Origin of the sequence: Vibrio splendidus (genome assembly GCF_003345295.1) — a bacterium.
Lineage (GTDB): Bacteria > Pseudomonadota > Gammaproteobacteria > Enterobacterales > Vibrionaceae > Vibrio > Vibrio splendidus_K.
The window spans coordinates 2,971,251-2,984,894 of sequence record NZ_CP031055.1 but is presented as its reverse complement, the minus strand read 5'-3'; the positions used below and the strand labels follow the sequence as shown (position 1 = coordinate 2,984,894).

Here is a 13,644-nt window from a genome sequence, read left to right as displayed (position 1 = left end):
GTAAGAAAAACCCAAATTTAAAAATTAGAACCAGATTATAGCTAATTCAGCGCAAATCGCAGCAATTTACTGGTCTAATCTCCTATAAGTACGGCATGAAATTGTTATCAACTTAACAAAAAACCGCGATTGCCTTAATTTTATCGAAGATATTTGAGATCAAGATCAGCCATAAAAAAACCGCCACATAGGTGACGGTTTATTAATGGCTGTTTTAAACAGTGATAAGCTAATGTGACGGGTTGCTTATGCCAGTTCTGCTTTCTCAGCAATCAGCTTATCAACTACGCTTGGGTCTGCCAGTGTCGACGTATCGCCTAGGTTGCCAGTATCGCCTGTGGCAATCTTACGTAGGATACGACGCATGATTTTGCCTGAACGAGTTTTTGGCAAAGAATCTGTCCAATGCAGTACATCTGGTGTTGCGATTGGGCCAATCTCTTTACGTACCCAGTCTTTCACTTCTTTATGAAGCTCTGCGGTTGGGAACTCACCATCATTCAACGTGATGTAAGCGTAAATTGCTTGGCCTTTAATATCATGAGGAATGCCCACAATCGCTGCCTCTGCAATCTTATCGAATGCTACTAGTGCCGATTCAATCTCAGCGGTACCCATACGGTGACCTGATACGTTAAGCACGTCATCCACACGGCCCGTAATCCAGTAATAACCGTCTTCATCACGACGAGCACCATCACTCGTAAAGTACATGCCTTTAAAGGTTGAGAAGTAAGTCTGTTCAAAACGGTCATGATCGCCATGTACGGTACGCATTTGGCCTGGCCAAGAGTCAAGAATCACAAGGTTGCCGTCTGTTGCACCCTCAATGATGTTACCCATGTTATCAACAAGCGCTGGTTGCACACCGAAGAATGGACGAGTCGCTGAACCTGGTTTTAAGTCCGTTGCGCCTGGCAATGGTGAGATTAAGATACCGCCCGTTTCTGTTTGCCACCATGTATCGACAATCGGAGACTGCTCATTACCAATTGTTTTGTAATACCACTCCCACGCTTCAGGGTTGATAGGCTCACCTACCGAACCCATGACTCTTAGGCTGTCACGAGAAGTACCTTCAACCGCTTCATTGCCTTTTGCCATTAGGGCACGAATCGCCGTTGGTGCAGTATAAAGAATATTAACTTGATGCTTATCGACCACTTCACTCATGCGGCTTGTGTTCGGGTAATTCGGCACGCCTTCAAACAGAATGGTTTTTGCACCATTGGCAAGTGGACCGTAGACAAGGTAAGTGTGACCAGTAATCCAGCCCACATCTGCTGTACACCAGAAGGTTTCGCCTTCTTGGTAGTCGAATACGTATTTGAAGGTCATGGCTGCATAAACAAGGTAGCCACCTGTGGTGTGCATAACACCTTTCGGTTTACCTGTAGAGCCTGACGTATAAAGGATGAATAGTGGGTCTTCTGCGTTCATCTCTTCTGGTGGGCAATCTGCCGATACATTTGCGATAGCATCATGCCACCACACATCGCGGTGTTCGTGCCAAGCAACATCACCGCCGGTGCGTTTGAATACAACAACCTTCTCGATGTTCTTTACTTCAGGGTTAGTCAGTGCTTCATCGACGTTTTTCTTCAGTGGAACAGCACGGCCGCCACGCACGCCTTCATCGGCAGTGATAACGACTTTAGAATTTGAATCGATAATACGACCAGACAGAGCTTCTGGTGAGAAACCACCAAATACGACTGTGTGAACCGCACCGATACGGGTACATGCCAGCATGGCTACTGCAGCTTCTGGTACCATTGGCATGTATAAACAAACCACATCACCTTTGCGTACACCTTGCTCTTTTAGAGCATTTGAAAACAGGCACACTTCTTTGTGTAGTTCATTAAAAGTTAGCGTTTTGTCATCAGCCGGGTCATCGCCTTCCCAGATAATAGCGACTTCATCACCGCGCTCAGCAAGGTGGCGGTCGATACAGTTGGCTGAAACGTTAAGCGTGCCATCTTCAAACCAGCGAATGTCAATGTGGCCAGGGTCGAAAGAGGTGTTTTTTACCTGTGTGAAAGGCTTAATCCAATCAACGATTTTTCCGTGTTCACCCCAAAAGCCTTCAGGGTCAGAAACAGATTGCTGGTACATGGCTAGGTAAGTGTCATTATCCGCGTGTGTGGTTGATTTAATATTTTCTTTTACCGGATAAACGTGGGCTTCACTCATTGCATCTCTCCTTGTGCCTACATTCCTAATGAACTGGCAACTTCCTTTGTGTTCAGTTTCTAGGTCTATTACAGAACCGTCGTTGTGCTATCACTCTCGGCTAGGACGGCGATTTCCACAATTAGACTTTAGGATGAGACGCCGCTTTTCACTTAAAAAATAGCGAGTTAAGTTCATTTTTGAGAGATTGCTCTCTATGTGGAAAGGCAGTAGTTGAATTAGGTATACGAAGAGTTGAAGCGCGGTAAGTCGCCGTGCTTTAGGCGAACAAAAATCAGCGCAGCGGAGATAGCATCTTGTAATGCATCATGTTTATTGACCGGGATAGGTAAATCGAGCTGACGACAGATGGCATCGATACTGAGGTCAAAATAGGCATTGGGTAGCTGCCTTTCGAGTTTGTCTTGGTAGAGCTGGCTCACTTCGATTAATCGGTTAGGCAGTGGAAATCCCAGCTGTTTTAAACAGGCACGGTCGAGAATCTTTTTATCATAGCGGATGTGATAGCCGACTAAAGGACGATTTCCGATGAAGTTCAGTAGCTCAATTAGAGCTTGTTTCTCTTCTATACCGTGCTTTAGATCTTGATGGCGAATGCGGTGGATTTTGATGGAATTACAATCGAGTGACTGAGGGGCTCTGAGTCGAACTTCAAAAGGTTGGCTGGTAATGATTCGGTTACCGATGATCTTTGTCGCGGCAATAGTGACTAATTCCGCCTGATTAGGGTCGAGGCTGGTGGTTTCACAATCGAGCGATACATATTCATTATGCGTAGGCGTAGCAAACAGAGGCTGATAATGAGAGCCTTTGAGCTTGTGATGCCAGTAATAACGAACCAATCTATTCATCGTTCAGCCGCCTAATCTCTTATCTGATAGTGGTAACCTAGCCATTGCTTGAATTTCTTCACCACATGTAGGCTATGACGAAGCAGATCTCTGTCTGCTCGCTCCATCAGTTTGACGTTGATCTTGTTGCTGCTGTGCTGCTGAGAAAGCCTTTGGGCTAAGCGCCACTTAAAGAATTGTTTGAGAGCTTCACTGAGATTGTCTGCGGTGCTTTGCTCTAATACCTTCTTGCTGACCAGCTGCTCAATGCGTTCGAAGGTGTTGTTGACCGTGACACCATGCTCAAGACAGAGCGCTCTCACACCATGCACAATAGGGAAAATGCCGCCTTGTTTGATATCGAGCCCTGATTTGGATTTTTTTACATTACCAAACAGGGTGAGGGGAACCGAGAAGTTCAGAGCAGGGCGGCAGAATTCAGTCAGAATCAATTCCTGTCCGAGCATCAAATCACTGAGGTGTTGTTTTACTGGTTTTAATAACTCTCTGTTACCCGCAACGGCGTGTGCATCCGCCATGATAGCAATATCCATCACGGTGTCTGGCGTGGCTTTTTTTACCCAACGGGTGAGCGTTTGTTTCCACTCTTTTTCTGAATGTACCCATTTCGGGTTGTTGACCATCACATTGCCCGGGCACAGTGGATAGCCCAATTGCTGCAGTGTGTGGGTGAGATCGTTCATGGCACTTTGGCATTGATGCCACTCCAAGCCATCTTGAATTATTAGCGCGTTGTCTTGATCGGTTTTGAGAATCTGTTCTCCACGGCCTTCGGAACCCAACACGATTAGGCAGCAATGATTATGCAGTGCAGGTGGGATCACCAACTCAAAAGCCTTCTCTATGATCTGTTCATTAACAGCAGAAATCAGCTCCATGATAAAGCGTGTGCGAATCCCGTTACTGAGCAAGCTCTCGACCAGTTGACGCTGTTTGTTAGAGGCCATTGACAACTCTTCAATGCTGGTGGCTCGCGCAATACGCAAAGTAAGAACGTGAGAGTGAGTGGAGAATGCACTGAGGATCTGTGTCATGTCCACCATGCCAACCGCATTTAGACCATCACAAACCATCAACCTTTTTACTCGATTTCTGGTCATGGTGATCATGGCGTTAAACAAGAAGTCGCCTTGATTTACGTGCATCACCGGAAACGTCGCGATCTTGCCGACGGGCGCATCCAGTGGGAAATTATCGAGCATCACAGCATGCAATAAATTGGTTCGAGTGACGATTCCATACGGTAAGGAACATGATGATCCAAAAGCTTTTGGATCATCATGTTCCAAATGAATCAGAGCTGAGTCCAACCCTCGTTCTTTAAGGGTTTGAGTGACTTGGTTGATAGGCTGGTTCGGTTCAAGTATCAGTGGTGGGTGATAGATAGAGTCATCCACTTTGGTCAATATGAACTCGGCTAGATTCTGCTGTTGTTGGGCGGCTTCGATCAGTGCTTTACGTGTTGATAGGTTACTATCAAAGTAGGCGGCGAATTGGCCATTGGCGTGGTAAAGCTCGAGAAAAATATCAGTGGGCAGCAGATAACTTAATGTATCTTCGAGCGCGATATATTGGTGTTTGGTGTGAGGTTCAAATTGGCTGCGCACATCAAAAATATCGTCATTGGCATAGTGTGCGTAAATCTCGCCATCACTGCTCGCGCGCTCTTCAACAGCCCCTTTGATCAAAATGTGCAGGTGTCGGCTCGGCCTATCGGCTTCCAGTATTACTTCTTGAGAGCGGTAATACACCACGTCTAATGAAGAGCGCAGCTTCAACTGTTCGGTGTCGGACAGGCTATCGAAGGGTGGGTGCTGCATATTAAATTTGTCAGGCATAAGCATCACAAGAAGAAATGGGAGTCTTTAATCAGTCTGACAAAATACCAGCGAAGCTCCAGACGACTTTAGTCTAAATGCGAGTATGGGTATCGATGAGCCTGAGATATCTCGTTGAAATGCGATATCCAAGTAAATTGAATATAGGAATAGCATCCCAGTAATAATTCCCTTTTTCATCGTATGCGAGATAGGCATAATTGGTGCTGCCTTTTTCCGCACACTTTATAGGTTATTTATGTTTAGCCCTTCACCCTATGGCTGGATCTCTCAGTATTTTCTTGGTTTCTTTTTTGCGTATGGCGTGTACTTGCCATTTTGGGCGTTGTGGTTTGAAGACCAAGGCGTGTCTGCTGGTGATATTGGTGTATTGATTGGTATCGGCTTTGCGACGCGTTGTGTGGCCAATCTAGTGATTACGCCACGTATCCATAAAGTTGAACACTTGATGCCAGCTTTACGCTGTTTGAGTTTCGCCGCGCTGTTGTTTGTAGGCTTCCACTTTTTCACGGGTGGCAGTTTTATACTGATGTTGCTGGCAACGGTACTGTTTAACCTGTGTTGTGGGCCGATCATTCCTCTTTCTGACGCAATGGCTAACCATTACAGTCGTCTTAAGATGCTCGACTACGGCCGAACTCGCCTTTGGGGTTCGGTTGCTTTTATCGCGGGTTCAACCGTGGTTGGTTATCTAGTGGCTGAATTCGGCACTGACATGATTTTGTATACAGCGCTTGCCGGTGTGTTGTTGTCGTTGATTCTTGCGATGAGAAATCCCAATGTGATGCCAGTAACACAATCTGAGCAACAAGCGGTGCGACCAAAACTAGGTGAGTTACTGCGCGAGTCGTCAGTGGTGAAATTTTTAGCCTTGATGGCACTGTTGCAAGGTAGCCATGCGGCTTACTACAGCTTTAGTGCAATTTATTGGAAAGAAGCCGGTCACTCAGAAGCGATCATCGGTTATTTGTGGAGCCTTGGTGTTGTCGCTGAGGTGGCCGTATTTGCGTTAAGTAAGCGCTTATTCTCTGGTTGGTCACTGCGTACTCTGTTCGTGGTAGCGGCAATTGGGGTGATGGCTCGTTGGGGTATTACCGCGTCTACCACAGCGATTTTCGCACTGGTTACGGTGCAGCTGCTGCATGGTGTGACGTTTGCTATGGCACACATCGCAGCGATTCAATACATCCAATCTGAAGAACAGAACAAGATGGTTGCGCTACAAGCTCTCTATAATGCGATTCCATTGGGTGCATTTATCGCACTAATGACCACCTTAAGTGGTTGGGGATATGAGCTTTGGGGTGCCAATATCTTCTGGGGTATGGCCGCAATGGGCGCACTTGCACTGTTCATTAAGGTTGATGAAAGAAGTTCAGTCGTTGAGGTTAATCAAACAGCCTCAGCTCAATCTGATGCTCAGAATTAAAGCCTAAAGCACAGAATTTAAGCGATGCGATTGAGTTAAACGCACTTCCCTAGTTAAATGAAACCTCTCCCTTATGGAGAGGTTTTTTTATGGATGAAAAAGGGTTTTTAATGCAAGGATGGATAGTAATTCCAGTCTCTTTAGCCTATTTGGGCGTGTTGTTTTTGATCGCTTGGTATGGAGACAGGCAAGTTCGTTGGCTATCACGCTGGCGTCCATGGATCTATAGCCTTTCTATTGCGGTGTATTGTACCTCTTGGACCTTTTATGGAACGGTCGGGCAGGCGAGCAATAACCCATGGTCCTTCTTGCCCATCTACCTTGCCCCTATTTTAGTTTTCACGTTGGGATGGCGGATCTTAGCTCGGCTGATCCTCATCGCCAAGCGTGAACACATCACCTCTATTGCCGACTTTATCGCGGCTCGTTATGGAAAATCTCAAGGCTTAGCGGTGGCGGTGACCATTATCGCTGTGGTTGGCATTCTTCCTTATATCGCCCTGCAATTGCGCGGTATTACCATGGGCTTAGATATTGTTGCGCCAAACCTAGCCACTGATTTTGGTTATCAGGACTATCACGTCTCTTGGTTTGTGGTCGGTGCATTGGCCATTTTTACGATGCTGTTTGGCACGCGACACATCGATAACACTGAACACCACCGTGGCATGATGATGGCTGTAGCGTTTGAATCCATCGTTAAGCTCGCGGCATTTTTGATTGTTGGCTTGTTCATCATGTACCTGGCGGTGAGCAGTGACAAAATCGACCTGCTTGATGTAGCGGCTTCCACCTACGAATCGCCGAATATTCCGACCTTAATTATTCATACCGTTTTAACCATGTTGGCGATTGTCTGTCTGCCGCGCCAATTCCACACCATGGTGGTTGAGAACGAACGTCCTCAAGATTTGCATACTGCTCGCTGGCTGTTTCCGCTTTACCTGATTTTGATGGGACTGTTCGTGCTGCCAATTGCTTGGGCAGGACAAGGGTTGCTCACTGACATGCCGGCTGATACTTACGTTATCAGCGTGCCAATGGCAGAAGGTGCGAATCACATTGCTTTGTTAGCTTTCCTCGGAGGTACTTCGGCAGCGAGTGGCATGGTGATTGTATCGACCATCGCATTAGCGATCATGGTATCAAATGATTTAGTGATGCCATTGCTGCTGCGCCGTATGCGTCTAACCCAAAGAACACATCGACATTTTTCTGGCCTGTTACTGGTGATTCGACGCGGGTTAATTTTGCTGCTGTTACTTGGTGCTTGGTTGTTTTATCAGGCCCTCGATACTATCCATTCATTGTCGGCGATTGGCTTTCTTTCTTTTGCTGCGATTGCTCAGTTCGCTCCTGCATTAATTGGTGGATTGTACTGGCGTCCCGGAAACCGAAAGGGTGTCTATGTCGGTTTGCTTGTCGGTTCGGTGATCTGGCTGATTACCCTGATGAGTCAAACCAGCATGCTAGCGGGCGATAGCGAAAGTAACTTACTGCTTTGGATTATCACGCCGCCAGAACTGCTGAGAAGTTGGGATGTTAGCAGCTCCAATTGGGGCATAGTGCTGAGTATTTTACTCAATACCTTGTGCTATGCCGTGGTCTCTATGACGACCAGACCAAGCCTAAGTGAGCGCTTACAATCGGCAGCATTTGTTGGTACACCACTGCCTGAAAATGAGAACATCAGCCTCTATCAGAACCGTGTGACAGTCGCAGAATTAGAGATGTTGGCATCGCGTTTTGTGGGTCGAAAGCGAGCGAAAAGCGCCTTACACAGCTATTGGCAACAACACGGCCAGCCGTTACTTCCTAATCAACAAGCACCTGCAAGCCTGATTAGACATGCAGAGCGCGTGCTTGCTGGGGTGTTTGGTGCTTCGTCTGCTAAGTTAGTACTCACTTCTGCTTTACAAGGCAGAAACATGCAGCTTGAAGAGGTTGCGACTATCGTTGATGAAGCCTCTGAGCTGTACGACTTCAGTCGTGGTTTACTGCAAGGTGCGATTGAACATATTGGCCAAGGTATTGCAGTAATCGACAAACAAATGAGGCTGGTGGCGTGGAATCAACGTTACTTAGAACTGTTTGAGTTCCCTGCTGGCTTGATTCAGGTTGGTCGACCCATTTCAGATGTGATTCGCCATAATGCTGAGCAAGGTTTGTGTGGTCCTGGCGACCCGGAAGATCACGTTCGCCGCCGTGTTTATCACCTTGAACAAGGCACCCGACATACTTCTTCTCGTATTCGTCCTGATGGTCGAGTGATTGAAGTGCAAGGTAACCCGATGCCAAGTGGTGGCTTTGTGATGAGCTTTACCGACATCACGGTATTCCGACAAGCAGAGCAAGCGCTAAAAGATGCTAACGAAAGCTTGGAATCGAGAGTGCATGAACGAACTCAAGAACTCGAGAAGCTTAACCATCGCTTGGTAAAGGCGACGCAAATCTCTGATCAAGAATCACAATCCAAGAGTCGTTTTCTTGCGGCTGTGAGTCACGATTTGATGCAGCCATTAAATGCTGCTCGCTTGTTTGCTTCTTCGCTATCTGAGGTCGCCAAAGAACAAGAGGTCAAACAGCTTTCTTCTCATATCGAAAGCGCGCTTGGTGCGGCTGAAGATCTGATTGGTGATTTATTGGATATCTCGCGCTTGGAATCCGGCAAGTTAGAAACCAACATTCATGCGATTGCCGTGCATGATGTACTAACCAATTTGAATGCGGAATTTAGCGCTTTAGCGATACAACAAAAAATCCAGTTTCAAATGATCCCGTCGTCATTGTTCATTCATTCTGATCCTAAGTTATTAAGACGCGTGATTCAGAACTTTTTAACTAATGCGTTTCGCTATAACCCTGAAGGAAAAGTGGTACTTGGTGCGAGACGAGTGAATGGCCAGGTTCGAATCGATGTGTGGGATAACGGAACCGGTATCGATGAAGACAAGCAACAAGAGATCTTCGAAGAATTTACTCGTGGTAGCCAAGTGCGTGCTGATCAGGGGTTAGGGCTAGGATTAGCCATCTCCAAAGGTATTGCCCATGTGCTTGGTCACCAAATATCGATGCGTTCATGGCCGGGTCAAGGCAGTGTCTTCTCCATCACCTTAGCGAGAGCTGAAAAGGTGGCTCCGGTTGTACAAGCTTCGACGCCAATGGCGACCAGTGATATCGAGCACTTGAAAATATTGTGTGTCGATAATGAACGAGAGATTTTAGTCGGTATGGAGAACTTGATTGGTCGTTGGGGTTGTGAGGTTAAGACAGCCGTTGATCTAGTTGAAAGTTTGAAGTGCCTAGATGATGGTTGGCAGCCGGATGTGATTTTCTCTGATTATCGTTTGGATAATGGTCGAACTGGACTCGAAGTCCTGCAGCAGTGTCGTTTACGTCTTGGGGATTCTTTTGAAGGGGTCATCATCAGTGCTGATAGAACCGATGACATGCTGGCAGCGATAAAAGCCAATAGCTTCAGCTTTATCGCTAAACCCGTCAAGCCGCTAAAACTCAGAGCGGTCTTAAATCGGGTGAGCTAATTAATGAACGGATGTAGAAAAGGCCTCGGATGAGGCCTTTTTTGTTTCAGTAAGGATTGTTAGTTCTTATTTTCTTGCTAACTAGCCTGCGATTCCACCCTGCGTCAGTGTGGTTGGATCAAGAAGCTTGCTGAGTTCTTCTCGGCTAAGGTCGGTTTCTCTTTCCGCAACATCAAGAATCGGTAAGCCTTCTTTGTAGGCCTTCTTGGCAATATCCGCCGCTTTGAGGTAACCAATTACAGGGTTTAGGGCTGTCACGAGAATTGGATTCTTTGACAGCGCTAAATCGAGATTGTCTTGGCGCACGGTGAAGGTAGCTATCGCTTTATCAGCCAGTGCGACTGAGCTGTTGGCTAACAACTCTATGCTTTCTAGAACGTTATGAGCAATAACTGGCAGCATCACATTCAATTGGAAGTTACCCGATTGGCCAGCAATCGTAATGGTGGTGTCATTACCAATCACTTGCGCCGCCGCCATGGCTGCAGCCTCTGGAATCACAGGGTTGACCTTTCCTGGCATGATAGACGAGCCCGGTTGCAGTGCTTGTAACTCAATCTCCCCTAAGCCAGCCAGCGGTCCGGAGTTCATCCAACGAAGATCGTTTGAGATCTTCATGATCGCAACTGCTGCAGTTTTAAGCTGACCAGAAAACGCAACGATTGCGTCTTGACTGCTGAGGTTAAAAAAGAAGTTTTCACTCGAGGTAAAACTGATCTTTGTCGATTGAGACAGGTTACTCGCAAACTTATCGGCAAAGCGTGGGTCGGCATTGATGCCCGTACCTACCGCTGTGCCACCTTGAGCAAGCGCCTTGATTGCTGGCAAACTGCTTTCAATGGCTTGCTTGGCGTGTTCAATCTGGAACTTCCAACCACCAAGCTCTTGAGCAAAGGTAATCGGCATCGCATCCATTAGGTGAGTACGACCTGTTTTTACTACCTCAGCAAGCTCTTGCTGTTTAACGGTAAGTGCTGCAGAAAGGTGAGTTAATGCAGGCAACAATTTGTTTTCTGTCATCAAAGCAACGCTCACTTGGATCGCCGTTGGCACGACATCGTTACTGCTTTGACCCATGTTGACGTGATCATTGGGGTTCACGTCGCCTTGTAAGCTTCTTGAAGCGAGCGTGGCAATGACTTCGTTGGCATTCATGTTGGAGCTAGTACCTGAGCCCGTTTGGTAAACATCAATAGGGAATTGCTCGAGGTGTTTAGCCTCAATGATCTCTTGGCTTGCTTCGGCAATTGCGTTCGCAATATCACCTTCTAATAAGCCTAATTGAGCGTTGGTATCGGCGGCGGCTTGCTTAATTAACGCCAGTGCTTGAATAAAGCTGGTTGGCATCTTGTGCGAACTAAACGCAAAGTTATCCGCGGCACGTTGAGTTTGTGCCTGGTATAGCGCATCGGCAGGAACTTTAACTTCGCCCATGCTGTCTTTCTCAATCCGAAATTCTTGGGTCATGTTCTATCCTTGTTAGCCAAGTGGGGCTTGGACTTGTTGTAGTGTCTGGCTGATATTCAAAAAACGCGCTTGGCCGTGCGGTTGCTGGCGGTAGTGGCGTTTTAAATAAAATAGTGGAGAGTGAATAGAGTCTAGGCAGATATGACGAAAGGCGAAACTGTGGTCAGGAGACTCAATCGCTTCAATTAAATGAAAGAAAACTTGGCGTAGGTACAGTTCACACAACAGGATATTTTCTTGAGCGGCATGCTTTTCATAGTAAGCCGAAAGCGTGAGTGCGCATTCGATATAGTCTCGAATCACAAACGGTTCGTTACCTTGAACTTGCTCTAATGAAGTAAAGCGATCCTGTGCTTTGTAAAATCTCGAATAGAGAACCTGCTGCTCTTTCATCATCATTTGCATCTCTTTAATGGATGTTAATGATAATTATTATCAAATGAGAATTTAAAAACAACCCTTTCTTTAGTCTTTTTATAAAATGGCAGGAAAAAAGAAAAGCCGATACATAAAGTATCGGCTTTCTTGAGTCAGTACCTAATCCCTACAATGTAAGTACTGATTCATTTTCTAAGTACTTCTTATCCTAGTCACTAAGTCACGAGCTTCTTAGTGGTCGTGAGCTTCACCAGCACCTTTAGGATAACGGATAGACTCAACCATCTCTTGTACATCTTCAGGAACTTCAGCGGTCACTTTGTTCACTGCAATTGATACTACAAAGTTTAGACACATACCTAGCGTACCGATGCCTTCTGGGCTGATACCAAACCACCAATTTTCCGGTGTGCTTGCTGCTGGGTTAATGAACTTGAAGTAGATGATGTAGCTTGCTGTGAAGGCAATACCTGACAACATACCTGCAATAGCGCCTTCCTTGTTCATCTTCTTGTAGAAGATACCTAGGATGATGGCAGGGAAGAAGGATGCTGCGGCTAAGCCGAAGGCAAACGCTACTACCTGAGCTACGAAACCTGGTGGATTAATACCTAAGTAACCAGCACCGACAATCGCGACCATGGCTGCCAAACGAGCGGCTAACAGCTCCTGCTTGTCGGTCATGTTTGGTCTAAATCCTTTCTTCAACAAGTCATGTGAAATCGACGTTGAGATTACCAATAGTAGACCTGCGGCTGTTGATAGTGCGGCTGCTAGGCCACCGGCTGCGAGTAGTGCTACAACCCAGTTAGGTAGTTTTGCTAGCTCTGGAGAAGCCAGTACGATGATGTCACGGTTAATCTTCATCTCGTTGCGTTCATCGCCCGAGTAGAACATTTTGCCATCGCCGTTCTTATCTTCCCAACCTACTAGGCCCGTGCTTTCCCAGTTTTTATACCAGCTTGGTGCGTCTGCTGCTGCGACACCTTGCATGTCAGGACCGTTAATCGTTTCAATCATGTTTACACGAGCGAACGCTGCAACGCCGGGTGCTGTTGTGTATAGTAATGAGATGAACAGTAGTGCCCAACCCGCTGAGATACGAGCATCACGTACTTTTGGTACTGTGAAGAAACGAATGATTACATGTGGAAGACCCGCAGTACCGACCATTAGAGCTGCACAGATGAAGAATACATCCACCATGCTCTTGTTACCTTCGGTATAGGCGGTAAATCCGAGCTCTTCGGTTAGGCCATCCAGTTTATCAAGAAGATAAACATCCGTGCCAGATAGCGTTGAACCCATACCAACTTGTGGAAGTGGGTTACCCGTCATCATGATTGAGGTAAAGATTGCTGGAACAAGAAAGGCGAAAATGAGGACACAGAATTGAGCTACCTGCGTATAAGTGATGCCTTTCATGCCACCCAGTACTGCGTAGAAGAACACAATACCCATACCAATGATGATGCCTAGGTTAATATCAACTTCTAGGAAACGAGAGAATACAACGCCAACACCACGCATCTGGCCTGCAACGTACGTAAATGATACGAAGATTGCACAGAATACCGCTACCATACGTGCTGTTTTCGAGTAGTAACGTTCACCGATGAAATCAGGAACCGTAAACTGACCGAACTTACGTAGGTAAGGTGCTAAACATAGCGCAAGTAGTACGTAACCACCTGTCCAACCCATTAGGTAAACCGCACCGTCGTAACCAACGAATGAGATGATACCTGCCATTGAGATGAACGATGCTGCCGACATCCAGTCAGCGGCTGTTGCCATGCCGTTTGCTACTGGGTGTACGCCGCCGCCAGCAACGTAGAATTCACTCGTTGTTCCAGCGCGAGCCCAGATTGCGATGCCGATATATACTGCGAAAGTAATACCGACGAGAATAAACGTCCAAGTTTGAATATCCATGTTCTAGC

General features: G+C 46.6%; 8 protein-coding genes. 2 read left to right on the top strand and 6 right to left on the bottom strand.

All coding sequences use genetic code 11. The features are described 5' to 3' along the window. Positions 1-246: 246 nt before the first annotated feature. From acs to DUN60_RS13300, 3 genes are all read right to left on the bottom strand, one after another. Positions 247-2,196, bottom strand: a complete 1,950-nt coding sequence (acs, locus tag DUN60_RS13310) for an acetate--CoA ligase (protein WP_004729734.1) — start codon at positions 2,194-2,196, stop codon at positions 247-249. A 218-nt stretch (positions 2,197-2,414) separates the two neighbouring features. Continuing rightward, positions 2,415-3,047 carry a 3'-5' exonuclease gene (locus tag DUN60_RS13305; protein WP_114634089.1) on the bottom strand — a complete coding sequence of 211 codons (633 nt, stop codon included), beginning with the start codon at positions 3,045-3,047 and terminating at the stop codon, positions 2,415-2,417. Positions 3,048-3,058: 11 nt separating this feature from the next. Then, positions 3,059-4,891 (bottom strand): DUF294 nucleotidyltransferase-like domain-containing protein, encoded by a 1,833-nt coding sequence (locus DUN60_RS13300; protein WP_114634088.1) that lies wholly within the window; start codon positions 4,889-4,891, stop codon positions 3,059-3,061. Between the two features lie 232 nt (positions 4,892-5,123). Here DUN60_RS13300 and DUN60_RS13295 point away from each other — a divergent pair, with 232 nt between their 5' ends. Then, entirely contained in the window at positions 5,124-6,314 is a 1,191-nt protein-coding gene (locus DUN60_RS13295) for a 3-phenylpropionate MFS transporter (RefSeq protein ID WP_114634087.1), read from the top strand. A 110-nt stretch (positions 6,315-6,424) separates the two neighbouring features. Further along, positions 6,425-9,856, top strand: coding sequence for a hybrid sensor histidine kinase/response regulator (locus DUN60_RS13290; RefSeq protein ID WP_167409364.1), 3,432 nt, complete (start codon positions 6,425-6,427; stop codon positions 9,854-9,856). A gap of 81 nt (positions 9,857-9,937) precedes the next feature. Here the strand turns inward: DUN60_RS13290 and DUN60_RS13285 are convergent, their stop codons facing one another. The 3 genes from DUN60_RS13285 to DUN60_RS13275 all read right to left on the bottom strand — a co-directional run bounded on the left by DUN60_RS13285 (position 9,938) and on the right by DUN60_RS13275 (position 13,636). Continuing rightward, positions 9,938-11,323, bottom strand: a complete 1,386-nt coding sequence (locus DUN60_RS13285) for a class II fumarate hydratase (RefSeq protein ID WP_114634086.1) — start codon at positions 11,321-11,323, stop codon at positions 9,938-9,940. A gap of 12 nt (positions 11,324-11,335) precedes the next feature. Next, positions 11,336-11,722 (bottom strand): hypothetical protein, encoded by a 387-nt coding sequence (locus DUN60_RS13280; protein ID WP_114634085.1) that lies wholly within the window; start codon positions 11,720-11,722, stop codon positions 11,336-11,338. 210 nt (positions 11,723-11,932) lie between these two features. Continuing rightward, entirely contained in the window at positions 11,933-13,636 is a 1,704-nt protein-coding gene (locus tag DUN60_RS13275) for a sodium:solute symporter family protein (protein ID WP_054548240.1), read from the bottom strand. Positions 13,637-13,644: the final 8 nt, after the last annotated feature.